The sequence below is a fragment of the Nocardia sp. MH4 genome, assembly GCF_019266065.1.
Taxonomy (GTDB): Bacteria; Actinomycetota; Actinomycetes; order Mycobacteriales; family Mycobacteriaceae; genus Nocardia; species Nocardia canadensis.
The window spans coordinates 36,028-59,540 of sequence record NZ_LPNR01000111.1; the positions used below are offsets into that span (position 1 = coordinate 36,028).

At 69.8% G+C, this 23,513-nt stretch carries 22 protein-coding genes; 13 read left to right on the forward strand and 9 right to left on the reverse strand.

Going from position 1 to position 23,513, the window contains the following annotated elements; all coding sequences use genetic code 11:
• Nucleotides 1-9: 9 nt before the first annotated feature.
• Nucleotides 10-783 carry a helix-turn-helix domain-containing protein gene (locus tag ATM97_RS21565; RefSeq protein WP_255588179.1) on the reverse strand — a complete coding sequence of 258 codons (774 nt, stop codon included), beginning with the start codon at nt 781-783 and terminating at the stop codon, nt 10-12.
• 388 nt (nt 784-1,171) lie between these two features.
• Here ATM97_RS21565 and ATM97_RS21570 point away from each other — a divergent pair, with 388 nt between their 5' ends.
• The 3 genes from ATM97_RS21570 to ATM97_RS21580 all read left to right on the forward strand — a co-directional run bounded on the left by ATM97_RS21570 (nt 1,172) and on the right by ATM97_RS21580 (nt 3,974).
• Nucleotides 1,172-1,756 carry a CHAP domain-containing protein gene (locus ATM97_RS21570; protein WP_218719860.1) on the forward strand — a complete coding sequence of 195 codons (585 nt, stop codon included), beginning with the start codon at nt 1,172-1,174 and terminating at the stop codon, nt 1,754-1,756.
• 188 nt (nt 1,757-1,944) lie between these two features.
• Complete coding sequence (locus tag ATM97_RS21575) at nt 1,945-3,093, forward strand: hypothetical protein (RefSeq protein WP_255588180.1); 1,149 nt, start codon at nt 1,945-1,947, stop codon at nt 3,091-3,093.
• Nucleotides 3,094-3,254: 161 nt separating this feature from the next.
• A complete protein-coding gene (locus ATM97_RS21580) occupies nt 3,255-3,974 on the forward strand; it encodes a DUF1906 domain-containing protein (RefSeq protein ID WP_218719861.1) in 720 nt (239 codons plus the stop codon).
• Between the two features lies 1 nt (nt 3,975).
• Here the strand turns inward: ATM97_RS21580 and ATM97_RS21585 are convergent, their stop codons facing one another.
• Together ATM97_RS21585 and ATM97_RS21590 are read right to left on the reverse strand one after the other, a co-directional pair.
• Complete coding sequence (locus ATM97_RS21585) at nt 3,976-4,335, reverse strand: hypothetical protein (protein ID WP_218719862.1); 360 nt, start codon at nt 4,333-4,335, stop codon at nt 3,976-3,978.
• A gap of 102 nt (nt 4,336-4,437) precedes the next feature.
• Nucleotides 4,438-5,157 carry a hypothetical protein gene (locus ATM97_RS21590; RefSeq protein WP_255588181.1) on the reverse strand — a complete coding sequence of 240 codons (720 nt, stop codon included), beginning with the start codon at nt 5,155-5,157 and terminating at the stop codon, nt 4,438-4,440.
• Nucleotides 5,158-5,516: 359 nt separating this feature from the next.
• Between ATM97_RS21590 and ATM97_RS21595 the strand changes: the two genes are divergently transcribed.
• Entirely contained in the window at nt 5,517-6,740 is a 1,224-nt protein-coding gene (locus ATM97_RS21595; protein ID WP_374104890.1) for a mannosyltransferase, read from the forward strand.
• A 4-nt stretch (nt 6,741-6,744) separates the two neighbouring features.
• Here ATM97_RS21595 and ATM97_RS21600 read toward each other — a convergent pair whose 3' ends face one another.
• Both ATM97_RS21600 and ATM97_RS21605 read right to left on the reverse strand, forming a co-directional pair.
• The gene (locus ATM97_RS21600) at nt 6,745-7,044 is read right to left on the reverse strand and encodes a 4a-hydroxytetrahydrobiopterin dehydratase (protein ID WP_218719864.1); all 300 of its coding nucleotides are present in this window, start codon (nt 7,042-7,044) and stop codon (nt 6,745-6,747) included.
• 54 nt (nt 7,045-7,098) lie between these two features.
• Nucleotides 7,099-7,275, reverse strand: coding sequence for a hypothetical protein (locus ATM97_RS21605; RefSeq protein ID WP_167456179.1), 177 nt, complete (start codon nt 7,273-7,275; stop codon nt 7,099-7,101).
• A gap of 124 nt (nt 7,276-7,399) precedes the next feature.
• On the opposite strand from ATM97_RS21605, the gene typA reads away from it, so the two are divergent.
• The 5 genes from typA to ATM97_RS21630 all read left to right on the forward strand — a co-directional run bounded on the left by typA (nt 7,400) and on the right by ATM97_RS21630 (nt 14,035).
• Nucleotides 7,400-9,304 (forward strand): translational GTPase TypA, encoded by a 1,905-nt coding sequence (gene typA, locus ATM97_RS21610; RefSeq protein ID WP_218719865.1) that lies wholly within the window; start codon nt 7,400-7,402, stop codon nt 9,302-9,304.
• A 149-nt stretch (nt 9,305-9,453) separates the two neighbouring features.
• Nucleotides 9,454-11,175, forward strand: coding sequence for an ABC transporter family substrate-binding protein (locus tag ATM97_RS21615; protein WP_374104891.1), 1,722 nt, complete (start codon nt 9,454-9,456; stop codon nt 11,173-11,175).
• Nucleotides 11,157-12,065 (forward strand): N-acetyl-1-D-myo-inositol-2-amino-2-deoxy-alpha-D-glucopyranoside deacetylase, encoded by a 909-nt coding sequence (mshB, locus tag ATM97_RS21620; protein WP_218719866.1) that lies wholly within the window; start codon nt 11,157-11,159, stop codon nt 12,063-12,065. The genes ATM97_RS21615 and mshB overlap by 19 nt, the downstream gene beginning before the upstream one ends.
• 97 nt (nt 12,066-12,162) lie before the next feature.
• Nucleotides 12,163-13,584, forward strand: a complete 1,422-nt coding sequence (locus tag ATM97_RS21625) for an amino acid permease (protein WP_218719867.1) — start codon at nt 12,163-12,165, stop codon at nt 13,582-13,584.
• A 10-nt stretch (nt 13,585-13,594) separates the two neighbouring features.
• Nucleotides 13,595-14,035, forward strand: coding sequence for a hypothetical protein (locus tag ATM97_RS21630; protein ID WP_218719868.1), 441 nt, complete (start codon nt 13,595-13,597; stop codon nt 14,033-14,035).
• 4 nt (nt 14,036-14,039) lie between these two features.
• Here ATM97_RS21630 and ATM97_RS21635 read toward each other — a convergent pair whose 3' ends face one another.
• On the reverse strand, nt 14,040-14,783 hold the full coding sequence (locus tag ATM97_RS21635; RefSeq protein WP_218719869.1) for a TetR/AcrR family transcriptional regulator: 744 nt from the start codon (nt 14,781-14,783) through the stop codon (nt 14,040-14,042).
• Between the two features lie 175 nt (nt 14,784-14,958).
• Here ATM97_RS21635 and ATM97_RS21640 point away from each other — a divergent pair, with 175 nt between their 5' ends.
• Nucleotides 14,959-16,482 (forward strand): MFS transporter, encoded by a 1,524-nt coding sequence (locus ATM97_RS21640; RefSeq protein ID WP_218719870.1) that lies wholly within the window; start codon nt 14,959-14,961, stop codon nt 16,480-16,482.
• Here ATM97_RS21640 and ATM97_RS21645 read toward each other — a convergent pair.
• The 3 genes from ATM97_RS21645 to ATM97_RS21655 form a co-directional block, all read right to left on the reverse strand.
• Nucleotides 16,479-16,856: a DUF1622 domain-containing protein gene (locus ATM97_RS21645; RefSeq protein WP_218719871.1), complete on the reverse strand. Its 378-nt coding sequence runs from the start codon at nt 16,854-16,856 to the stop codon at nt 16,479-16,481. The genes ATM97_RS21640 and ATM97_RS21645 overlap by 4 nt on opposite strands.
• A 113-nt stretch (nt 16,857-16,969) precedes the next feature.
• Nucleotides 16,970-18,550 carry a PH domain-containing protein gene (locus ATM97_RS21650; protein WP_218719960.1) on the reverse strand — a complete coding sequence of 527 codons (1,581 nt, stop codon included), beginning with the start codon at nt 18,548-18,550 and terminating at the stop codon, nt 16,970-16,972.
• Nucleotides 18,551-18,597: 47 nt separating this feature from the next.
• Nucleotides 18,598-19,098, reverse strand: a complete 501-nt coding sequence (locus ATM97_RS21655) for a PH domain-containing protein (RefSeq protein WP_218719872.1) — start codon at nt 19,096-19,098, stop codon at nt 18,598-18,600.
• 148 nt (nt 19,099-19,246) lie between these two features.
• On the opposite strand from ATM97_RS21655, the gene ATM97_RS21660 reads away from it, so the two are divergent.
• From ATM97_RS21660 to dapC, 3 genes are all read left to right on the forward strand, one after another.
• Nucleotides 19,247-21,847, forward strand: coding sequence for a bifunctional FO biosynthesis protein CofGH (locus tag ATM97_RS21660; protein ID WP_218719873.1), 2,601 nt, complete (start codon nt 19,247-19,249; stop codon nt 21,845-21,847).
• Nucleotides 21,848-22,003: 156 nt separating this feature from the next.
• Nucleotides 22,004-22,327 carry a ferredoxin gene (gene fdxA / locus ATM97_RS21665; RefSeq protein WP_189026332.1) on the forward strand — a complete coding sequence of 108 codons (324 nt, stop codon included), beginning with the start codon at nt 22,004-22,006 and terminating at the stop codon, nt 22,325-22,327.
• Nucleotides 22,324-23,415 carry a succinyldiaminopimelate transaminase gene (gene dapC / locus ATM97_RS21670; RefSeq protein WP_218719874.1) on the forward strand — a complete coding sequence of 364 codons (1,092 nt, stop codon included), beginning with the start codon at nt 22,324-22,326 and terminating at the stop codon, nt 23,413-23,415. The genes fdxA and dapC overlap by 4 nt, the downstream gene beginning before the upstream one ends.
• Nucleotides 23,416-23,513: the final 98 nt, after the last annotated feature.

The window sequence follows — 23,513 nt, forward strand, 5'->3', positions numbered from 1 at the left end:
CTCTTTCGGCTAGTCGGTCGCCTTCGGCGTGAACGTGATCATCGACCAGTTCCGCCGGGGCAGCGCGAAATCGAGATTGTGCATGGCCAGGGTGGTCGGCTCGCCGGTCTCGGCGTGCACCACCGTCACTTCCGGGTCGTCGAGGGCGTGCGGCCCCGGCGGCTCGGTGGTCCAGAAATACTCCCATTCCGGCGCCGCGGACAGGATCGCGATCAATTCGTCGATTCGCGCCTGCGGCATCGAGCTGGGGCCCATCAGCCGGAAGGCGTAGACGCTCAGGTGGATGTGGCGCTCCCAGTCGTGGATCACCGCGCGCGACGTCGGGTGCAGCAGCATCCACTCGAGCACGGTGATGCCCGGCAGCAGGCCGGGGAACTGCTTGCGCCACGCCTCGTTCACGGCCAGCACGTCGAACGCCGGATACTCCTGCAGGCTGGCCGGATAGGGCAGGCTGTCGATCAGCAGCCGGTCCGCCGCCGGGACCGCCGGGGCGGTGGCGGGCAGCGGGCTGTCGAAGCGATGCGACAGCGACATCATGATGATGTGGCTGCGGAACAGCTCGGGGACGTCGAGCGCGTCGAACAGCGCCGCGAGGGCCTCCAGGGTCGGCGTGCGGGTGCCCTGTTCGATCTTCTGGATCAGGGCGGGGGAGATGCCCGCGGCCTGGCTCAATGCCGCCCTGGTCAGGCCCGACGATTCGCGACGTTCGCGGAGATATCGGGCGATCGAGACGTGGGCGTCCTCCACCTGGGCGATCCCGCCTTTCTGGCCGTACTGGGACAAACTGGGACAGTCGTCTAGCTTGACCGACAGTAAAGCGTTCGCAAAAATTCTCACAGCCGGACGGGACAGCGCCCGGCTGTCAGTCCATCGCGGCACGGTGATCCAGGCCGGAGTACGCGCTGGTCAAGACTGTGTGTTCCGGAGCGGTACGTGTTCGAAACCACGTCCGCGCCCCGCGCGTGGACGTCGCCGGAGGGGACGGCACGCACGCTGGATGCGCGCCGAGAGCGCGGTAGCGAGCCGATACCCGGGTGGCGCAGGGGTCCACCCGGTGATCGTCTCCCACCCGGCCCGCTCCGGAGCACGCAATATTCGCGGCCCGTTTCGGGAACCGCGGCCGTCTCCGGTTCGTCTTAGAGATCAGAAGACAGATCGAAAGCGGGGGGCGATGACGCTAGTGCAAGCCGAACGTACCGGTCGCCGGGGGCGCTGGGCGCTCGGCATCTCGGGATTGCTCGCGGTGACGGCCGTGGTCGTCGTCGGATGGGTGTGGTGGCAGCACGACTGGGGCGAGCAGTTCCCCGCGCTCGACAGCGAACACCTCGACGAACAGCAGATCGCCCTGGTCGACGTGCTGCGTCGCGAATACGACCGCCCCGGCGCCGGAACGAAGTACGCCGAGGGCGTCGAGGAGGCCTGGTGCGCCGATTTCGTCAGCTGGACGATGCGCGCGGCGGGCAGACCGCTGGCCAATCCGAATTCCGGCTCCTGGCGTATCCCCGGCGTCTACACCCTGACCGAGTACTACCAGCAGGTCGGTCGGTTCACCCCCGGTGACGTCGGCTACCGGCCCCGCACGGGCGACGTGGTGCTCTACGGCCCGGCCAGCCCGCTCGGCCAGCACACCAACATCGTGCTGAAAGCCGAGGGCGACACGATCACCACGATCGGCGGCAACGAGCTGGGCGGGGTACGGGTGCGCACCATCCGACCGGCCGAAACCGCTGATCTGGTCGGTTATGGACGTTTCTGAAATCGATTGTCGCTCAAGACAACTGCCATGAAGCTGGACGGCGGTACCACGCGGGTACCCGTACGATGGAAGCGGTGGCGCCCGGCAGCGCCCCGGCCGACCCCTCCGTCCTGCTTCCCCCTCATCGGCAGGACGGGGGTGTTGTGCCATCAACCGGGGGTTTCCCTGCGTCACGTACGGTGTCCGATGTGCGCGCGAAGGTGACCGAGCAGGCTCGACGAGACCCGAAGTGGATCGAGTACGCCGATTTCGGCGAGCGCTTCGTCACCTACGCGGTGACCGAGGAGCGCATCGCCGCCGCGGTGGCGGGCATGACCGGCCGCGGCGTGACGATCGGCCCGTTCTCCCTCGGCCCCGCCGGACTCGCCGGCTTCGTCGCCGAGGGCACCCTCGGGACACCCGTGGTCACCCGCAATCCCGGTGACGCGCTGGCCTTCGGTGTCCGGATACCGCTGACGCTGGCGGTGAACCTGGTGCTCGGCGGACGCAAGCTACGCCTGGCCGCCGTCGTCGAGATCGGGCTGACGCTGCACGCGCGCACCGCGCAACCGCTGCTGGTGGTGATCGACGTGGCCCCCGTGACCGCCAAGGACGTGAGCTTCACGCTGCGCGCTGAGGCCATCGACACCGCCTGGGAGATGCTGCTCGACCCGATCGCGGGCCTGGTGCAGCGCGAGGTCGCGAACCGGGTGAACGCCATCGTCGGCGACCCGAAGGTCCGCTCCGAGCGGGTCTTCGACATCGAGGCCATCCTCGACGGCTACCGCTCGCCGCATCGCAACGACACCGTCTTCGAGTGGATCGACTTCCGCGAGTTCGGCCTGCGCTTCTTCACCCACATCGTCACCAGGGAACGCGTGCACGACGTGGTCGCGCAGATGGCGGGCAGCGAGATCGTGGTCGGCCCGCTCTCGGAGGGTCCGCGCGGCGCGGCCACGGTGACCGTGCGCGGCGCGATCGAGCAGGCGCGCGTGATCGACCGCGGGATGGGCGCCCCGGGCGATCCCCGGGTGTTCGACATGACGCTGCCCGTCGGCCTCGACATCACCGTCGACGTGCTCAAGGCCAATCACTACCGCGCCGACCTGGAGATTCCGCTGGTCCTCACGGCCAGGGCCGCCGAGCCGCTGCAGATCGTCATCGACGTGCCGCCGCCCGCGCTCGAGGACATCTCGATGGAATTCACCGCCAAGGGGCTGCGCGCGGCCACCCTGGCCCGGCTGGCCGGGATCAAGAAGCAGGTGATGGCACAGGTCGTCGCCGTGGTCAGCACCGAGCTGGCCGATCCGTCGGGCCGCACCATCGACGTGGGCGCGGCCATCGACAGCGCCACCTGACCTGTGTGACAGCTGGGACGAAAGTGACCTTTGGTTCTGGCGGTTCCCCTGTGGTTGTGGTGAAATGAGTGCACGTTCGAGGCTCCCGGCGCGCGGGATTCGGGGAAGGCGCGCCGGGCACGCTGCCGGTTGAAGGTCGGGTTGCGCGAAGGAGCTCTGCGATGCGTTCTGTTCCGGTGACCCGGCGGGAGTTCTTCGGCTTCGCCGCCGCCGCGACCACGGTCGGGCTCGGCTTGGCCGCCACCTCCGCCGCACCCGCGGCCGCCCAATCCTTCGGCACCCTGGTCGATTACGCCGCGGGCGTGCCCTCGGCCGAGGCGATCAGGGACGCGGGGCACATCGGCGTGATCCGCTACGTCTCCGACCGCAGGCCCGGCGCGGAGTGGATGGCGGGCAAGCCGCTGCTGGCGGCCGAGGTCGAGCAATTGTGGGCGGCCGGGTTGTCGATCGTGTCGAACTATCAGTTCGGCAAGGGCCCGACGGCCGACTGGCGCGGCGGCCTGGAAGCGGGCAAGCAGCACGCCGAGCGCGGCTGGGAATTGCACACCGCCGCCGGTGGTCCCGACACCGCGCCGATCTACGCCTCGATCGACGACAACCCCTCCGAGGAGGAGTTCGACGAGATGATCGCGCCCTACATCGAAGGGTGGCAGTCGGTGCTCGGCGCCGATCTCGTCGGCATCTACGCCAACACCCCCACCATCGACCGCGCGCTCGACGCCGGGCTGGGTTCCTGGTTCTGGCAGCACAATTGGGGCACGCCGAAGGGCTATGTGCACCCGGCCGCCCAGCTGCACCAGTTCGAGATCGACAAGCGCGATATCGACGGCATCGGCGTCGATCTGAACCGGGTGCTGGCCACCGACTACGGCCAGTGGTGAGCTAGGTCTGGCAGTGGCAGGTCGGCGCGAGCCGGAGATCCGGCTCGTCGTCGGGGATGACCCGCAGCGCGGCCCGGCCTTCGGGTTCGGCGAGCACGCCGCGCCACGACAGTAACGACCAGCGCGACAGACCCGACAGCGCCGAACCCAGGCTCGCGAACGAGCCCGAGGAGATCGCCGACCCGAACGAGCCGACCGAGCCGATCGAGAGCACCGAGCCGACGCTGCCGATCGACAGGATCGAATAGGCCGAGCCGATCGACAGGATCGAACCCTCGGATCGGTAGGACAGGATGGAACGGCTGGACCGCCTGCTGCGGATCGACCGAGCGGCGCGGGATGAACCTTGCGTGGTCGCCATGGTTCTCGGTCTACCACATCGCGATGCTCGCGGGAACCCGCCGACAACGACAGAGCCCGGCCGGTTCCCGAGGGAACGGACCGGGCTCGGTGCGTCGCGGACCTAGACGGTGAAGAAGCCCAGGGTCGGCATGAAGGTGCAGGTGCGCGGGGCGGCGCCCTCGGCCTGCGTGGTCAGCGAGCCGGAGACGACGGCGACGACGCGACCGTGGCCGGTGCTGGCGATGGCCGAGAGGGTGGCCGGGCCGCCGGGGTTGATCTTGGCCTCGTCGGTCAGCGTCTGGATCGCGGACTGGCGGGTGTCGAGGTTGAGCCACTGCACCGTCATCGGCGGGTTCTGCTCGGCGGTCGGCGCCTTGGTGCCGAGCGCGGTGAACACGAAACCGGCCTGACCGGCGGCGACGCCGGGCGGGGGCAGCTGGGCCGGGCCCGCGACCGCGAGCGCGGTGCCGACCGAGTCGGCGCCGTCGCCGATGCAGCCCTTGCCGATCGTCGGGTACAGGAACTGCGCGATGACCGGGCCGTCCTGCGGGATCTCCGGGCCACCGCCGCCGCTGCCGTCGAGGAAGGTGATGATCCGCTCGAGCGTGGACTTGATGGCCGGCGGCAGGTTCAGGGTGGCCAGCAGGGCGCGCGCCTGATCGAGCAGCGCGGTCTGCGGGCTGGCGACGTCGGCGGGGCCGGCGATCAGGCCCGCGACGGCGGGGGCGAAGGCGGCCAGCGCGTCGACCGGGACGCCCTCGGGCACCATCGGAACGCTGATCGGCGCGGCCTGCGGAGCAGGTGCCGGAGCGGCGATGGTCGACGCCGGCGCGGCGAGCATGGCGCTTGCCGCAATGGCGAATGCGGTCGATGCGATCCGCGATCCTCGGCTACGAAGCACTTGTCCAGCCGTCCTTACCTCGGTGTTGCGATGGGGCGAGGGGTATCGAGCCCTTCGATGTCGGGGTCACTCTAAGGACATCGCTGCCGTGTTGTACAGCCGCCCGGCCGCTGGCGGCGAACCGGCGGCCGTGTTCATCGACGCTAACCCCCGTTGGTGTTACAGCTGGGGATGTTGATGCAAATGTTACCGATGGTGTCGCGCGCCCTCGCGCGAACCCGTGCGCGCGGCTGTCCGTGGTCGCCCGGTTAAGGTGAGGAAAGCACCGCGACGCCGCCCACTCGACCGAAAGCCTGGCATTGAACCGACACCTCCGATGGGCTCTCGCGCTGCTCGGATTGTCCGTGCTCGCCAGGCTGGGCTGGATGCTGTTCGCGAAGAACGGCCTCAATGTCGTCGATCTGCACGTGTATGTGGACGGCTCGGCCGCGCTGCTCACCGATCGCCTCTACGACTTCACCTACGCGGAGAAGACGCCGGACTTCCCGCTGCCGTTCACCTATCCGCCGTTCGCCGCGCTGGTCTTCTTCCCGCTGCACTATCTGCCGTTCGCGGCGGTCGCCGTCGGCTGGATGCTGGCCACCGTCGCCGCGCTCTACGGCGTGATCCGGATCAGCTTCGAACTGCTGCTCGGCCCGGAGCGGGCCAAGCGGACGCGGTGGATCACGGCCGCGGTCGGCTGGACGGCGCTGGGCGTCTGGCTGGAGCCGGTGCGCACGACCATCGACTACGGCCAGGTCAATGTGTTCCTGGTGTTCGGCGCGATGCTGGCGGTGCGCAGTGCGCGGTGGTGGATCTCGGGCACGCTGGTCGGCGTGATCGCCGGCATCAAGCTGACGCCCGCGATCACCGGGCTGTATTTCGTGGCCCGCCGCCGCTGGGCGACGGTGCTGTGGTCGGCGGCGGCCTTCGGGCTGACCGTCGCTGTGAGCTTTCTCATCAACGCGCACGAGGCGAAGCGGTACTTCGGCACGCTGCTCGGGGACGCGGACCGGATCGGGCCGGTGGGGTCGGTGTGGAATCAGTCGCTGCGTGGCGCGCTGAGCCGGATCCTCGGCTACGACGTGCAGTCCGGGCCGTGGTGGCTCGCCGCGGTCCTGGTCACGGGGGTGCTGGCGGTCCTCGCCTGGCGCACGCTGGGCCCCGACGACCGGCTCGGCACCCTGGTGCTGGTGCAGCTGTTCGGCCTGATGATCTCGCCGATCTCCTGGTCGCACCACTGGGTCTGGCTGATCCCGACGGTGCTGTGGCTGCTCTACGGCCCGCTGCGGGAGCAGCGCGTCGCGCGGATCATCGCCGGATTCTGGGTGCTGACGATGCTGATCGGCGTGCCCTGGGTGCTGTCGTTCGCGCAGCCGACCATCTGGACGATCCCCCGGCCGTGGCCGCTGGCCTGGCTCGGCGCGGTCGACGTGATCGGGGTGTTCGTGCTGCTCGGCTGGCTGATCTGGCACGGCCGCGACACCCTGCGCGCGCAGGCGCGTGGGCTGGGTCGCCGGGCCGAAGTGCCCGCCGCGAGCTGAGGATTCAGCCGCCGACGAGGTCGTCGATGGTGTGCGCCATGGTCGTGTCGTTGGCGGTGAGGCCGCCGGCCGAGTGTGTACTCAGGGTGAATCGCAGTGTGCGCCATCGGATATCGATGTCGGGATGATGATCGGCCGCCTCGGCCGCCGTGGCGACCTTGCGGACCAGTTCGATGCCGGCCGGAAACGACTCCGCCTGCACCGTGCGGGTGATCGCGTCGCCGTCGCGTGACCACTCCGGGAGGGTGGCCAGGGCGATGGTGATCTCGGGATCGGAGAGCAACGCCGGTTTCGGAGTACCCATACCTGCAGTTCTACGCCTGCTTCGGGCGGCACGCATCGCCCGTGGTCATCCGCCTCAGGCCGCACGCGCGTGTTTGAGCGCCTTTTTGAGATCTTTACCGCACACTCCGGCGGCCTCGGCCTTCTTCATGCGCATGATGACGACGGGGCATTTGAAGCAGCGCGTCTTCTTTCTGCAGCACTTTTTCTTCGGCTTCAGGCTCGACACCTTCTTCGCCTTCACCTTGCCCATGAGGGTTAGCGTACCCTAAGTACAAAGCCTGACACGTGCGTGCCACTCCGGTACCGGTAGGGTGTAACAGGCCGCGATGCCAGATGAATGCGCGCCAATACACCAACAGCAGGAGGATTGAGGCGTGTCGTCTACACGCGATTTTCGCAACGTCGCCATCGTGGCCCACGTCGACCACGGCAAGACGACGCTGGTCGACGCCATGCTTCGTCAGTCGGGCGCGTTCGCTGAGCGAGCCGAACTGGTCGACCGGGTCATGGACTCCGGAGATCTGGAGCGCGAGAAGGGCATCACCATTCTCGCCAAGAACACGGCGGTCCACCGCCATCACCCCGACGGCTCCGTCACCGTCATCAACGTGATCGACACCCCCGGCCACGCCGACTTCGGCGGTGAGGTCGAGCGCGGCCTGTCCATGGTCGACGGTGTCGTGCTGCTCGTCGACGCGTCCGAGGGCCCGCTGCCGCAGACCCGGTTCGTGCTGCGCAAGGCGCTCGCGGCCAAGCTGCCGGTGATCCTGGTCGTCAACAAGACCGACCGCCCCGACGCTCGGATCGAGGAGGTCGTCGAGGAGTCGCACGACCTGCTGCTCGACCTGGCCTCCGACCTCGACGACGAGGCCGCCGAAGCCGCCGAGCTGGCGCTGGACCTGCCGGTCCTGTACGCCTCCGGCCGCGAGGGCAAGGCCTCCAAGGAGCGTCCCGAGAACGGCTCGGCGCCCGACGCCGAGAACCTCGACGCCCTGTTCGACGTGCTCATGGAGAACATCCCGGCGCCCAAGGGCAACCCGGAGGCGCCGCTGCAGGCCCACGTCACCAACCTCGACGCCTCGGCCTTCCTCGGCCGTCTCGCCCTGGTTCGCGTGCACAACGGTGAGCTGCGCAAGGGTCAGAACGTCACCTGGATCAACGCCGAGGGCGCCAAGCAGGTCAAGATCACCGAGCTGCTGCAGACCATCGGTGTCGAGCGTCAGCCGGGCGAGGTCGCCGTCGCCGGTGACATCGTCGCGATCGCCGGTATCCCGGACATCATGATCGGCGACACCCTCGCCGACACCGAGAACCCGGTCGCGCTGCCGCGTATCTCCGTCGACGAGCCCGCCATCTCGGTGGTCATCGGCACCAACACCTCGCCGCTGGTCGGCCGGGTGCAGGGCCACAAGCTGACCGCCCGCATGGTGAAGTCGCGCCTGGACCAGGAACTGATCGGCAACGTGTCGCTGCGCGTGCTCGACATCGGCCGTCCCGACGCCTGGGAGGTGCAGGGCCGTGGTGAGCTGGCGCTGGCCATCCTGGTCGAGCAGATGCGCCGCGAGGGCTTCGAGCTGACCGTCGGCAAGCCGCAGGTGGTCACCAAGACCGTCGACGGCAAGGTGCACGAGCCGTTCGAAGAGCTGACCATCGACTGCCCCGACGAGTACCTGGGCGCCATCACCCAGCTGCTGGCCGCCCGCAAGGGCAAGATGGTGCAGATGAGCAACCACGCCGCCGGCTGGGTGCGCATGGAGTTCATCGTCCCGTCGCGTGGCCTCATCGGCTTCCGGACCGTGTTCCTCACCGAGACCCGCGGCACCGGCATCGCCAACGCCGTCTCCCACGGCTACGCGCCGTGGGCAGGTGAGATCCGCGCCCGCCACACCGGTTCGCTGGTGTCGGACCGCGCGGGCACCGTCACCCCGTTCGCGATGATCCAGCTGGCCGACCGTGGTCAGTTCTTCGTCGAGCCGGGCTCGGACACCTACGAGGGCATGGTCGTCGGCATCAACCCGCGTGCCGAGGATCTCGACATCAACGTCACCCGCGAGAAGAAGCTGACCAACATGCGCAGCGCGACCGCGGACACGTTCGAGACCATGGCCAAGCCGTTGCAGCTCGACCTGGAGCTGGCGATGGAGTTCTGCGCCGGCGACGAGTGCGTGGAGGTCACCCCCGAGGTCGTCCGCGTGCGCAAGGTGGTGCTCGGCGCCAACGAGCGTGCGCGCGACCTGTCGCGCCGCAAGGCCCGCGACCGCGCGGTGAGCAACTCCTGATCAGGTTCTGACAGTGGGACGGTACTTCGGTACCGTCCCACTGTCGTTTCCGCAGAGACCGGTGCCGTGATCCGGACAGATGGGCGAGGTAGGGTGCCAGAGTGAGTTCGGGGGTCAGACGCGCGAGGTGGCGCGTGGCGGTGATGGTGATGACGGCCTCGACGGCGGTCCTCGCCGGTTGCACCGCGAATCCACCGCCGCCGATCGAGAGCACCGATTCGCCCAAGACCACCCAGGCCAAGCCGGGAAAGAACACGGTCGTGGTCGCGATCGACGACATCGGGATCGGGTTCAATCCGCATCTGCGCTCGGATCAGTCGCCCGCCACCAACGCGGTGAGTTCGATGGTGCTGCCGAGCCCGTTCCGGCCGGTGGCGGCGCAGGCGCATCCGGCCGTGGTCGACTGGGTGCCCGACGCCTCGCTCATCGAGTCGGCCGATGTCACCGCGCAGGAGCCGTTCACGATCACCTACACGCTGCGCAACCAGGCCAACTGGTCCGACGGCGCCCCGATCGCGGCCGAGGACTTCCGGTTCCTGTGGCAGCAGATGACGACCCAGCCCGGCGTGGTCGACCCGGCCGGCTACCGGCTGATCTCGGACGTGGCGTCCTCCGGGGGCGGCAAGACGGTCACCGTGACGTTGACCCAGCCGTATCCGGCCTGGCGCGAACTGTTCTCGAACCTGCTGCCCTCGCACCTGGTGAAGGACTCGCCGGGCGGGTTCACCAGCGGCCTGGTCGACCGGATTCCGGTCTCGGGCGGCAATTTCACGATCAAGTCGGTCGACCGCGGGCGCGACGAGATACTGCTCGAGCGCAACGACCGCTTCTGGGGCACCCCGGCCGCGCCGGACCAGATCCTGTTCCGCCGCGGCGGTACGCCTTCACAGCTGGCCGAGTCGCTGCGCACCGGCGACGCGCAGATGGCGCTGGTGCACGGCGGCGTCGCGACCCAGGCCCAGCTCGCCGCGATCCCGTCGGTGCGGACCACGATCATGCCGCAGGCCCGCGAGCTGCAACTGGCGCTCAACGGCCGCTCGGGTGACCTCACCGACGTGCGCGTGCGCAAGGCGGTGCTCGCGCTGCTCGATCCCGCGCTGCTGGCCACCGTCGGCGCGCAGACCGGCGGCTGGGTGGAACCCGCACGCGCCCAGGTGCTCCCGCCGTCGAGTCCCGGCTACGTCCCGACCGCGCCGCCCCGGCTGAGCACCGAGGAAGCGTTCGCGCTGCTGGCCGAGGCCGGTTTCGGCCGCGCGCCGGAGACGCCGCAGACCGGCTCGCCGACCTCGCCCGCGCCGCGCCCGCGCTCGGTGGCGCGCAACGGCAAGGGTCTGTCGGTGCGGATCGGCGCCGTCAACGAGGACGCGGCCGCGCTGGCCGTGGCCAATACCGCCGCCGACCAATTGCGCAGCGCGGGCATCGATGCCACCGTGCGCGGCGTGCCCGCTGACGAGCTGTACGGCAAGGACCTCACCGAATCCGCGATCGACGCCATCGTCGGCTGGGAGCTGGCCGGGGACGACCCCGCGACGGTGCTGGCCTCGCGCTACGGTTGCGCCCCGCCGGAGCTTCCCGGCGCCGACAGCAAGGCGCTGGCGGCGGCCGAGGCCTACCGCAAGGCGCCCAGCAACATCGGCGGCGTGTGCGACCCGACCCTGCAACCCTCGATCGACGAGGCGTTGCGCGGGGTCGAGGTGCCGCGCGTGCTGGCCGAGGCAGAGCCCAAGCTGTGGGAACTGTCGACGGTGCTGCCGATCGTGCAGGACAACGTCGTCGCCGCGGCGGGCCCGCGGGTGGACGGCGTCTCGCTGGCCGGTGCGATCCAGGTCGGCATCTTCGCAGACACGGCGCAATGGCGGAGGATCCCGTGACGCATTCGACCCGCGAGACCGGCGGCCTGCTGCTGGTGCACGCCCACCCCGACGACGAAACCCTCACCACCGGTGGCACGATCGCGCACTATCGCAAGCGCGGCCGTCCGGTGACGGTGGTGACCTGCACCCTCGGCGAGGAGGGCGAGGTCATCGGTGCGCGCTGGGCGGGCCTGATCGCCGCCGAGGCCGACCAGCTCGGCGGCTACCGCATCGCCGAACTCACCGCGGCGCTGGACGCGCTGGACGCGGGCGCGCCGTGGTTCCTCGGCGGCGCGGGCCGCTGGCGCGATTCCGGCATGGCGGGCACGCCGTCGGCCGCGCATCCACGGGCCTTCGTGAACTCCGGCGACGCCGCGGTCGAGGCGCTCGTCGAGGTGCTGCTGGAGCTGAAGCCGAAGGTCGTGGTGACCTACGATCCGCGCGGCGGCTACGGCCACCCCGACCACATCCGCGCGCACGAGATCACCACCGCGGCCGTCGCGGCGGCGGCCGAGCGGGGCTGGGACGTGCCCAAGTTCTACTGGACCGTCACCGACGGCGACCTGCTGCGCCAGCACACCGCCGCGCTGGCCCGCCGCACCGTCGACGAGTTGCCCGGCGCGCTGCCCGCCGGTTGGCGGTTGCCGGTGGAGGCCGAGCTGGCCGCCATGTCGACGACGGGCGTGACCACCGTGGTCGACGTCTCCGACGCCGTCTCGGCCAAGCGCGCCGCGATGCGCGCGCACGCCACCCAGGTGACCGTCGCGCCCAGTGGCCGGGAGTTCGCCCTGTCCAACAACATCGCGTTGCCGGTGCTGCCGGAGGAACACTTCACGCTCGTGCGCGGTACGCGCGGCCAGGTGGGCGCCGACGGCTTCGAGCACGACCTGTTCGCCGGCCTCGACTGAGTCGCTAGCCACGGGGTTGCCGTGCCTGCCGGGTGGGACGACCGGTAGGTTTCCGATGTCCGCGTATCCGGGTGTTCTCAGCACAAGGGGTGGCGTCATGACCACAGTGGGTGATCGGCCGGAACTCGAAGACGAGGACGCGGGTTACCACAAGTCCCTGGGCAAACGGCAGCTGATGATGATCGCCATCGGCGGCGCGATCGGGACCGGGTTGTTCCTGAGTTCCGGTGGCAGGCTGGCCAGTGCGGGGCCGTCGCTGTGGATCGTCTACGCCGTCTGCGGTGTGTTCGTGTTCTTCATCCTGCGGGCGCTGGGCGAATTGGTGCTGCACCGGCCGACCTCGGGCTCCTTCGTCTCCTATGCCCGCGAATTCCTCGGGGAGAAGGCGGCTTTCGTGGCCGGCTGGATGTACTTCCTGAACTGGTCGATGACCGGCATCGCCGACTCCACCGCGATCGCGTTGTACTTCCACTACTGGTCGCCGCTGACGGTGGTGCCGCAGTGGCTGCTGGCGCTGATCGCGCTGGTGATCGTGCTCATCGTGAACCTGGTGAGCGTCAAGGCCTTCGGGGAGATGGAGTTCTGGGCGGCGCTGGTGAAGGTGACGGCGTTGTGCGCGTTCCTGGTCGTCGGCACGGTGTTCCTGCTCGGCCGGTTCACCGTCCGCGGCGAGCCGACCGGGCCGCCGATGATCGCCGAGTACGGCGGGCTGTTCCCGACCGGCATCCTGCCGCTGGTCACCGTCACCTCGGGGGTCGTGTTCGCCTACGCGGCCGTCGAGCTGGTCGGCACGGCGGCGGGAGAGACCAAGGACGCCGAGAAGCTGATGCCGCGGGCGATCAATTCGGTGATCCTGCGGATCGCGGTGTTCTACGTGGGGTCGCTGCTGCTGCTCGGACTCCTGTTGCCCTACACCGCCTATCACGCGGGCGAGAGCCCGTTCGTCACCTTCTTCGCCGCGCTCGGCGTGCCGGGAATCGGTTCGCTGATGAACATCGTGGTGCTTACCGCCGCCTTCTCCAGCCTCAACGCCGGGCTGTACTCGACCGGCCGAATCCTGCGCTCGATGTCGGTGCGCGGCAGCGCGCCCCGGTTCACGGCCGTGATGAGCAGCCACGGCGTGCCCTACGGCGGCATCCTGCTCACCTTCGGCATCGCCCTGCTCGGCGTGGTGCTCAACGGCGTCGTCCCCGATCAGGCGTTCGAGATCGTGCTGAACCTGGCCTCGCTGGGCATCCTGGCCTCCTGGGGCACCATCGTGCTGTGTCAGTTGCAGATGTGGCGGCTGTGGCGACAGGGCCGGATCGAGCGCCCCGCGTTCCGGATGATGGGCGCGCCCTACACCGGCCTGCTGACGTTGGCGTTCCTGTTCACCGTGCTGGTCCTGATGGCGATCGACCGGCCGGTGGGCACCTGGACGGTGGCGAGCCTGGTGCTCATCGTGCCCGCGTTGCTGATCGGCTGGCGCATCGCCGGGCCACGCGTGCGGGCGGCCCGGTCGACCGGTTCGGCCGAATAGACTCGCCCCCATGGTGACCGACTCCGCTCAGCCCGCAGGCACGCCGACCGCCGTGCTGCGGTCGGTGCGTCTGCCCGCCCGGTTCGACCCGGTGATCTCGGGGTTGATCGTGGTGCTGCTGCTCGTCGACGCGCTGATCACGCTGGCCGTCGAGGTGCTGTTCCTGCCGCTCTACGTCGGTGCCGTCGCGCTGCCGGTGGCGGCGCTGCTGGCCGCCCCGATCAATGTGGCGCTGGTCTACGGGATGGAATCGGTGACCTCCCGGCTCGGTTTCGCCTTCGCGCCGATCGTGGTGTGGGTCTTCGGATTCCTGGTGGCGGCCTCGCGGGGTCCCGGCGGCGACGTGCTGCTCGGCAGCGACGGTCGCACCCTGCTGTTGCTCGCCTGCGGGGTGCTCGCGCCGGCCGCCTACCTCTACTACCGCTCCAACGTGGGCCTGTTCCGGAGCTGAGACGTCAGCGGCGCCGGGTCTCGGCGCCGTCCAGGATCAGATCGATCGCCTCGGAGAACTGACTCACCTTCCCGCCCGCCGCCTCGGCGACGACCTGCTCGCGCTGGGCGACATAGCGCCGGTGCAGGCGCGGGTACCGCTGCGACGCGGCGGCGCTGGCCGCCATCACCCGGTCGACCCACTGCTGCGGCGGCAGTCCGCTGCGGGCGATGGTCGTCAGCATCACGGCCTCGTTCGCGCACGAGCCGACGATGAATCGGAAGGCCGTGTTGGTGGTGACGTCGACGACGTCGTCGGGGAAGCCGCCCGCCTCCACGAGCGACAGCATCGAGTCGGTCAGCCGCATCATGTTGGGGCCGAGGTAGGTCAGCGCCGCGTTGCCGAACACGATGGTGACCCACGGGTGGGCCAGCAGGGTCGCGCGCAGGCCGTCGGCCTGTTCGTGCACCGTGGCCCGCCAGTTCGCCGGGTCCGGCTCCGGGAACGGGACCTCTCCGATGACCTGGTCGACGACCAGTTCGAGTAGCTCGTCCTTGTTCGCGACATGGGTGTAGAGCGAGGTCGCGCCCGCGCCGAGCCGGGCGCCCAGCTTGCGCATGCTCAGCGCGTCGAAGCCTTCTTCGTCGAGCAGCGCGATCGCCTCGGCGACGATCTGATCTCGGCTCAGCGCGGGCTGATCTCGGCGTTCGCGGGTCGGCCTGGTCCACACCGATGCGATCTCGGTCGAGTTCGTGCTGCCCGCGGCCATCGCTGCCTCCTGTGCTGGTGATGTGTCGGTCTCCACGTCGCGTGTCCGCACAGCATAGCTCCCTGTGAACACTGTTCGGACATCGAACGCTGTCCCTATTGCGTACGACGTTCAGTTCTCGTACGGTGTTCGACATGACCGCACAGTGTGCGACGATAGTCGAGAGGAGAGCAGGATGGACACGCTCGCAACACCTTCGGCGGACCCGGTGGTCCGCAACCCCCGCCGGTGGCTGATCCTGATCGTGCTGTGCCTGAGCTCGCTGGTGCTGGTGGTGGACAACATGGTCCTCACCGTCGCCATCCCGCAGATCGCCACCGATCTCGACGCGAGCGCCCAGCAGATCCAGTGGATCATCGACGCCTACCTGCTGGTGTTCGCCGGCCTGCTGCTCACCTCGGGCAGCCTGTCGGATCGGTTCGGCCGCAAGCTGGTGATGGTGATCGGCCTGGTCCTCTTCGGCGGCGCGTCACTGCTGGCCGCCTACGCGGGCAGCGCCGAACTGCTGATCGCGGGCCGGGCGCTGATGGGCATCGGTGGTGTGCTGATCATGCCCAGCACGCTGTCGATCCTGATCACCGTCTTCGACGACGACGAACGACCCAAGGCGATCGGCGCGTGGAGCGCGGTGGCCACGGTCGGCATGGTCGGCGGCCCGATCGTCGGCGGCGTGCTGCTCGATCATTTCTGGTGGGGTTCGGTGTTCGTGATGAATGTGCCGATCGCGGCGGTCGCCATCGTGGCCGCGCTGGTGCTGATGCCCGAGTCCAAGGGGCCGTGGCGCAGGCCCGACCTGCCCGGCATGCTGACCTCGATCATCGGCATGACCGCGCTGGTGTGGACCATCATCTCGGTGCCGCACGCGGGCTGGACCGATCGCGACGTGCTGGTCGGCTTCGCCGTCACGGTCCTGGCCCTGGGCGCCTTCGTGATTCGCGAACTGCGCACCGACGAACCGATGGTGCCGCTGCAGCTGTTCGGCAACCGCACCTTCACCGGTTCCAGCTTCTCGCTGGTCCTGGTGACCTTCGCCAACGGCGGTCTGGTCCTGGTACTCACCCAGTACCTGCAGTTCGTGCTCGACTACTCGCCGATGCGGACCGCGCTGGCCTTCACCCCGATGGCGGTCACCCTGCTGGCGGCCAACGGCATCGGCGCGGTGCTGGTCGGGAAGCTGGGCGCGCGGATCGTCACCATCGCGGGTCTGATCGTCGTCGCTGCGGGCTTCGCGGTGCTGGCCACCCTCGACGCCGGGGCGAGCTTCACCCTGCCCGCCGTCGCGATGGCTTTGCTCGGCGCGGGCGGCGGCCTGGCGATGCCCGCCGCGATCGGCGCGCTGATGAGCGCGGTGCCCGAGGACCACGCCGGCGTCGGCTCGGCGCTCAACGACACGATTCAGCAGGCCGGTGCGGCGCTGGGTGTCGCGGTGCTCGGCGCGGTGCTGGCAGGCACCTTCGCCGGCGCCATGCCGGATTCGGTGCCCGCTGTGGCCGAGGAGTCGATCGCGGGTGCGCTCGGCACCGGTGACGGCACCGTCATCGGGCTGGCCCGCGATGCCTTCTGCACCGCCATGCAGGTCACCTTCGGCGTCGGTGCGCTGGCCTCGGTCGCCGCCGCCGTGCTCGCGGTCCTCCTGATGCGGGATGCGAAAGCCGATGCGGGGGAGCCGAAGCCGGAGCTCGAGGCGGCGGCCGTCTAGGTCACCGGGCGCGGAGTCGGCGCGTCCTCGGGTTGCGGTTGCTGCCACGGCCAGCGGCCGGTGAGCTCGAGCTCCAGCGAATAGCTCAGGAACGTCCGGACCAGCACGATCAGCGCCAAGACCCCCACACTGGTGAACGTGGGTGCGATGGCGACGGTTCGGATGATGTCGGCGGCGACCAGGAATTCCAGCCCGAGCAGGATGGCTCGGCCGAGGCCGCGCCGGTAGACCCGGTAGGCGAGGTCGAACTCCGTGTGCCCGGCCAGCGCACGGAGGAACTTGACGGTCCCGACGAGCCCGCCGATGACGATCGCCGCCACGCCGGCGCCGTCGAGCGCCTGACCCGCGGTCTCGATGATCTCGGTGAACTCCACACCAACCACCCTCCGTCCGCACTACGGCTCCAGAGGAAACGCTACGCCGCGCGCGGGCGTGCGCGGGGGCCGACACTCGGTGCCGCCCAGGGTCGGCGGCAGCGCCGCGCCGGTCAGCGGCTGCCCTGCACCCCGGGCGTGACGGCCTCGATGAGGGCGACGGCCTGGTCGAACGGGATGTCGTCCACCAGGTAGGCCTTCTTGCCCGCCGCGGTCGCCGCGACGACGGTCGCCAGCCCGGCCCGCCGCTGCCAGTAGGTCCGGCGGATGGTCCAGCCGATGATGCCCGGTGCCTCCAGACAGTCGCGATTGCGGTCGAGGCTGCCGCGCCGGGTGATCAGCCAGGTCGGTCCGGTGCTGCCGGGCAGCACCCGATGGCCGAGGCTGCGGTAGCGGTCCTCGGCGAGCGCGGCCATGATCGCGGCGAACACCACCGGCAGGCCCCAGAGCCAGCCCGGCAGCGGGCCGAAGCTCAGGGCGATGGCGAGCAGCACGACGACCAGCCCGCCGACCGGCCACGCCGCCTTGGTGTAGCGGCGCCGCCGCGCCGCCGGACCGTGCCGCATCAGCTCGATCGTGCCCAGGGCGGTGCCGGTGATCGGTTGCGGTGCCGCCTGTGTCGTCGACGACGGCGACGCGGCTGACGTGGGCCGGGACGGCTCGGCACCGGAATCCGGTGGTGCCGGGTCGGCGTCGAGCGGCCCGTCGGGCTTGCGGCGGGTGCGCAGCAGTTCGTCGAGGGTGCGTTCGACCGCGGTCCGCGGCGCCTGCGGCAGGATCTTCTGTCGTGGGTTCTCCCCGGTCATGATCATCTCCAGCTGCGCGGCCTTGGCGGCGCGCAGCAGCAGCGGATCGTTGAGCGTCGCGCCGCGGAACCGGGCCAGGTCCAGGGTGATCTGGCGGGTGGTGAACAGGCCGTGGCGCAGGTGCAGGGTGGCGCCGTTGTCGATGACCCTGAGCCCGAACCAGGTCGCGAGGTACTGGGCGCAGGCGGCCAGGCTCACCAGCGCCACCGACAGCAGCGTCAGTCCGGTGATGACGATCGCGACGATGGGCGGGCTGTCGTCGTCGAGGTGCTGCACGGCGGGTGATTCCGACAGGATGTCGATGAGCCCGTACTGCGCGCCGAGGCCCGCGATCGGCGCGACGACGGCCAGCCCGGTCAGCGACAGCGGCGCGTAGCGCACCCACGCGGCCCGCCAGTGCCCGATCTCGACCCCCGATTCGGCGGCGGCGTCGTGCGGTGCGACATGCGGGACGCCCGGTGACTCCGGCTGGTCGGTGGGGAATTGCCCGGTGTGCGAGAGCAATTCGGCCCGCAGCGCGGGGATACGGCTGGTGTCGAGCGCGTCGAGCTTGAACTCCTCGCCCTTGTCGGTCTGCTTGCCGGTGCCGATCGCCAGCACCGCCAGCCCGAGCGCGCGGTGCAGCAGCGGCGCTTCCACGTCCACCGAACGGATCCGCGGGCGCGGCACCGACAGGGTCCGGCGCTGCACGATCCCGCTGCGCAGCTGCACGTGATCGGCGTCGATGCGGTAGGAGGTGGTGAACCAGCGCGCGACGCCGAACCCCGCGACCAGGGTCACCGGGATCAGGCTCCAGAGCGGATTGCCGCTGGTGGTGCCGACGATGATCGAACCGAGCAGCACCGGAATGTATTTCATGATCTCGTTGATCGGATAGACCATGAGCATGCGCGGGTCGAGCCGCTGCCACTCGGCCTGCGGCGCGGGCGGGGTGCTCACGTGGCATCCCCGCGGTGCTGGGCGGCGATGGCGGCCAGCCGGGCCACGGTCTGTTCGGCGACCGGGAGATCCAGCGCGCTGATCTTCACCGCGCCCGCCGAGGACGCCGTGGTCACGGTGACCGTGGCCAGCCCGAGCATCCGCTCCAGCGGCCCGCGCTCGGTGTCGACGGTCTGCACCCGCGAGATCGGCGCGACCCGCGACTCCTGGTCCAGCCACCCGACCCGGGTGTACACGGCCTCGTCGGTGACCTCCCAGCGATGTACCGCGTAGCGCCACAGTGGCACCACGACCACCCCGAGCACCGCGCACGCGACGACGAGCACGGCCGCGACCAGCTGCCACCCGCGCCGGTCGGCGTCGAGCAGCGCCCACCCGACGAGCACCACGCACAGCACCGCGACCGCGATCGCGTTCTCCAGCGCCCACAGCAGCTTGGCCTTGGCACTCGGACGCCAGGCCGGTTCGGCCAGAATGGTGGAACGCGGCAGCGACATGAGGCCATGGTTGCATGCGCGGCCGGTGAGTTCACCCCCTCGGGAATACGCGGGGTCGTGCGGAGGGTTGTCGTGCGACGAGGACGACAAACTCGTGCCCGTCCGGGCTCGTGACCAGCCGACCGCACGTTCGGGAAAGAAGTAGCGCATGATCGACGGGGTGACCGAGCTTCCGAACCCGAGCGTTCCCCTGCCGCCGCCGAGTCCCGCCGCCATGCGCCGGGCGCTGCGCCGGGCACGCGACGGTGTCACCCTCAATGTCGACGAGGCCACCGTCCTGCTGCACGCGACCGGCGACGATCTCGCCGATCTGTGCGCCAGCGCGGCCAGGGTCCGCGACGCCGGCCTGGAGTCGGCGGGCAGGCCGCGCACGATCAGCTATTCGCGCAACGTCTTCATCCCGCTCACCAAGTTGTGCCGGGACAAGTGCCACTACTGCACGTTCGTGACGGTGCCGGGCAAGCTGCGCGCCGAGGGCCACGGCATGTTCCTGGAACCGGACGAGGTGCTCGCGATCGCCCGCGAGGGCGCCGCGCTCGGCTGCAAGGAAGCCCTGTTCACCCTGGGCGACCGGCCCGAGGACCGCTGGCCCGAGGCCGCGCAGTGGCTCGACGAGCGCGGCTACGACTCCACCCTGGACTACCTGCGCGCCGTCTCCATCCTGGTGCTCGAGGAGACCGGCCTGCTGCCGCATCTGAACCCCGGCGTGATGAGCTGGGCCGAGATCGCCCGGCTCAAGCCGGTCGCGCAGTCGATGGGGATGATGCTCGAGACCACTTCGACGCGGCTGTTCACCGAGAAGGGCCAGTGCCACTACGGCAGCCCCGACAAGGACCCGGCCGTGCGGCTGCGCTCGATCACCGACGCGGGCAGGCTCTCGGTGCCCTACACCACCGGCATCCTGGTCGGCATCGGCGAGACGCTCACCGAGCGCGCCGAGTCGATCATGGCGATTCGCAAGCAGCACCGCGAGTTCGGGCACATCCAGGAAGTGATCGTGCAGAACTTCCGGGCCAAGGACGACACCGCCATGCGCGATGTCCCCGACGCCGATGTCGCCGAGTTCCTGGCCACCGTCGCGGTCACGAGACTGCTGCTGGGACCGGATGTTCCGGTACAGGCGCCGCCGAACCTGGTCTCGCACAGCGATTGCCGCGCCCTGATCGACGCGGGCATCGACGACTGGGGCGGGGTGTCGCCGGTGACGGTCGACCACGTGAATCCCGAACGCCCGTGGCCGAACCTGGACACCCTGCGCGAGATCACCGAGGCGGCCGGCTTCACGCTGGTGGAGCGCACCTCCGCGCACCCGAAATACGTGCGCGCCGGGCACCCGTGGATCGATCCGCGCATCGGCGCGCACGTCGCCGCGCTCACCGACCCGGCGACGGGGCTCGCCAGGCCCGACGCGCTGCCGGTCGGCCTGCCGTGGCAGGAGCCGGACGAATCGTGGGACTCGGTCGGGCGCGTCGACCTGAACACCGCCATCGACACCGAGGGCCGAAACACCGAGAGCCGCAGCGATTCCGGCCTCGGTCAGGAAGTCGTCGGCGCCTTCGGCGACTGGGAGACCATCCGCGAACACGCCCGCGACCTGGCCGTCACCGCGCCCGAGCGGCTCGATTCCGACGTCCTGGCCGCCCTGCGCGCCGCCGAGCGGGATCCGGCCGGCCTGACCGACGATCAGTATCTCGCGCTGGCCACCGCCGACGGCGTGAACATGGACGCCATTGCCGCACTGGCCGATTCGCTGCGCCGCACGGTCAACGGCGACGACGTCACCTACGTGGTGAACCGGAACATCAACTTCACCAACATCTGCTACACCGGCTGCCGGTTCTGCGCGTTCGCCCAGCGCAAGGGCGATGCCGACGCGTTCACGCTGAGCACCGACGAGGTCGCCGACCGCGCCTGGGAAGCGCACGTCGACGGGGCCACCGAGATCTGCATGCAGGGCGGCATCGATCCCGAGCTGCCGGTCACCGGGTACGCCGATCTGGTCCGCGCGATCAAGGCCCGCGTCCCGTCGATGCACGTGCACGCGTTCAGCCCGATGGAGATCGTCAACGGCGCCTCCCGCGGCGGCCAGAGCATCCGCGACTGGCTCGCGGCGCTGAAAGAGGCCGGGCTCGACTCGATTCCGGGCACCGCGGCCGAGATCCTCGACGACGAGGTGCGCTGGGTCCTCACCAAGGGCAAGCTGCCCACCTCGGCCTGGATCGAGGTGATCACCACCGCGCACCAGCTGGGCATCCGGTCCAGCTCGACGATGATGTACGGCCACGTCGACAACCCGAAGCACTGGGTGGGGCACCTGCGGGTGCTGCGCGGCATCCAGGACGAGACCGGCGGCTTCACCGAGTTCGTCCCGCTGCCGTTCGTGCACCAGAGCGCCCCGCTCTACCTGGCGGGCGCGGCCAGGCCGGGCCCGACCAACCGCGACAACCGCGCGGTGCACGCCCTGGCCCGGATCATGCTGCACGGCCGTATCGACAACATCCAGACCAGCTGGGTCAAGCTCGGCACCGTCGGCACCCAGGTGATGCTCACCGGCGGCGCCAACGACCTCGGCGGCACCCTGATGGAGGAGACCATCTCCCGGATGGCCGGCTCCCAGCACGGCTCGGCCAAGACTGTGGCCGAACTCACCGAGATCGCCGCGGGCATCGACCGGCCGGTGCGCGAACGCACCACCGTCTACGGACAGGTGCCACCCAAGCCGGTGGCGCTGCCGCTGTCGATCGGCTGATCCCGAATCCAGGGCCCGATACGCCGGAGGGAAAGAGTGATCGGCTGATCGAGAGTGTGAGTTAGGGCAGGCTGACCTGGGACTGAGGTGCGGTCTCGGGATAGGGTTTCGGTGGCGGAGTACCACCGCAGGTGAGGACAGACTAGGAGAACGGCAGTGCCGTACATCATCGCTGAACCGTGCGTTGACGTGAAGGACAAGGCGTGCATCGAGGAATGCCCCGTGGATTGCATCTACGAGGGTGGCCGCATGCTCTACATCCAACCCGACGAGTGCGTTGACTGTGGTGCGTGTGAGCCGGTCTGCCCGGTGGAGGCGATCTTCTACGAGGACGACACCCCGGACCAGTGGAGCGGCTACATCAACGCCAATGTCGACTTCTTCGACGAGCTCGGTTCCCCCGGCGGCGCCACCAAAGTGGGCAAGGTCGACTTCGACCCGGCCTTCATCAAGGCGCTGCCCCCCATGGCAGAAGAATGAGGGTCAGCAGCCTGCTGCCCGATTTTCCCTGGGACACGATCGCCGCGGTCAAGGAGAAGGCGGCCACGCATCCCGGCGGGCTCGTCGACCTCTCGGTCGGCACGCCGGTCGACCCGGTCGATCCGCTGATCCAGGCGGCGCTGGGGTCGGTGGCCGAGGTACCCGGATACCCGACCACGCACGGCACCCCTGAGCTGCGCGCCGCCGCCGTGGCGGCGCTGGCGCGCCGGTTCGGGATCACCGGCGTCGATCCGGGCGCCGTGCTGCCGGTGATCGGCACCAAGGAGCTCATCGCCGGTCTGCCGCGTCTGCTCGGGCTGGGCTCGGAGGATCTGGTCGTGATTCCCGAGATCGCGTACCCGACCTACGAGGTCGGCGTGCTGCTGGCGGGGGCGAAGCCGTGGCGCGCGGACGGGCTCACCCAGATCGGCCCGCAGAAGCCCGCGCTGATCTTCGTGAACTCGCCGTCGAACCCGACCGGCAAGGTGCTCGGGATCGAGCATCTGCGCAAGGTGGTCGCGTTCGCCCGCGAGCGCGGCGCGATCGTCGCCTCCGACGAGTGCTACCTGGGTCTGACCTGGGAGGGCGAGGCGGTCTCGATTCTCGACCCGCGCGTGTGCGACGGCGACCACACCGGTCTGCTGGCGATCCACTCGCTGTCGAAGACCTCGAATCTCGCCAGCTACCGCGCCGGCTTCGTCGCGGGCGATCCGGAGCTGGTCGCCGAACTGCTCGAGGTGCGCAAGCACTCGGGCATGATGCTGCCGTTCCCGATCCAGGCGGCGATGACCGCCGCGCTGAGCGACGACGAGCACGAGGCGCGCCAGCGCGAGCGCTACCGCGCCCGTCGCGAGATCCTGCGAAAGGCATTGCAGGAGGCCGGTTTCCGCATCGACTTCTCCGACGCCGGGCTGTACCTGTGGGTCACCCGCGGGGAGTCGTGCCGGCGCACCCTGGACTGGCTCGCCGAGCGTGGAATCCTCGCCGCGCCCGGTGATTTCTACGGCCCGCGCTCGCCGGAACATGTGCGCATCGCGCTCACCGCGACCGACGAACGGGTGGCCGCCGCGGCCGAACGGCTGGCCTGACCCACCGCTTCCGCAAACCCCGGGCACCCGCGTGCCCGGGGTTTCGTTTGTTCGAAACGCGGTTGTTTCACTGAAAGTCTCGGTATAACAGGTTCTCA

Excerpts from the sequence above, each read along its gene's own strand:
- ATM97_RS21600 (WP_218719864.1), bottom strand. The coding sequence starts at position 7,044 with ATGGGTACTCCGAAACCGGCGTTGCTCTCCGATCCCGAGATCACCATC.
- ATM97_RS21655 (WP_218719872.1), bottom strand. The coding sequence starts at position 19,098 with ATGTCGCTGCCGCGTTCCACCATTCTGGCCGAACCGGCCTGGCGTCCG.
- ATM97_RS21585 (WP_218719862.1), bottom strand. The coding sequence starts at position 4,335 with ATGGCGACCACGCAAGGTTCATCCCGCGCCGCTCGGTCGATCCGCAGC.
- ATM97_RS21580 (WP_218719861.1), top strand. The coding sequence starts at position 3,255 with ATGCGTTCTGTTCCGGTGACCCGGCGGGAGTTCTTCGGCTTCGCCGCC.
- ATM97_RS21625 (WP_218719867.1), top strand. The coding sequence starts at position 12,163 with ATGACCACAGTGGGTGATCGGCCGGAACTCGAAGACGAGGACGCGGGT.
- ATM97_RS21605 (WP_167456179.1), bottom strand. The coding sequence starts at position 7,275 with ATGGGCAAGGTGAAGGCGAAGAAGGTGTCGAGCCTGAAGCCGAAGAAA.
- ATM97_RS21615 (WP_374104891.1), top strand. The coding sequence starts at position 9,454 with ATGACGGCCTCGACGGCGGTCCTCGCCGGTTGCACCGCGAATCCACCG.
- mshB (WP_218719866.1), top strand. The coding sequence starts at position 11,157 with ATGGCGGAGGATCCCGTGACGCATTCGACCCGCGAGACCGGCGGCCTG.
- ATM97_RS21650 (WP_218719960.1), bottom strand. The coding sequence starts at position 18,550 with ATGCTCATGGTCTATCCGATCAACGAGATCATGAAATACATTCCGGTG.
- ATM97_RS21635 (WP_218719869.1), bottom strand. The coding sequence starts at position 14,783 with ATGGCCGCGGGCAGCACGAACTCGACCGAGATCGCATCGGTGTGGACC.
- dapC (WP_218719874.1), top strand. The coding sequence starts at position 22,324 with ATGAGGGTCAGCAGCCTGCTGCCCGATTTTCCCTGGGACACGATCGCC.
- ATM97_RS21630 (WP_218719868.1), top strand. The coding sequence starts at position 13,595 with ATGGTGACCGACTCCGCTCAGCCCGCAGGCACGCCGACCGCCGTGCTG.
- ATM97_RS21640 (WP_218719870.1), top strand. The coding sequence starts at position 14,959 with ATGGACACGCTCGCAACACCTTCGGCGGACCCGGTGGTCCGCAACCCC.
- ATM97_RS21590 (WP_255588181.1), bottom strand. The coding sequence starts at position 5,157 with ATGCTCGCCGCGCCGGCGTCGACCATCGCCGCTCCGGCACCTGCTCCG.
- ATM97_RS21660 (WP_218719873.1), top strand. The coding sequence starts at position 19,247 with ATGATCGACGGGGTGACCGAGCTTCCGAACCCGAGCGTTCCCCTGCCG.
- ATM97_RS21570 (WP_218719860.1), top strand. The coding sequence starts at position 1,172 with ATGACGCTAGTGCAAGCCGAACGTACCGGTCGCCGGGGGCGCTGGGCG.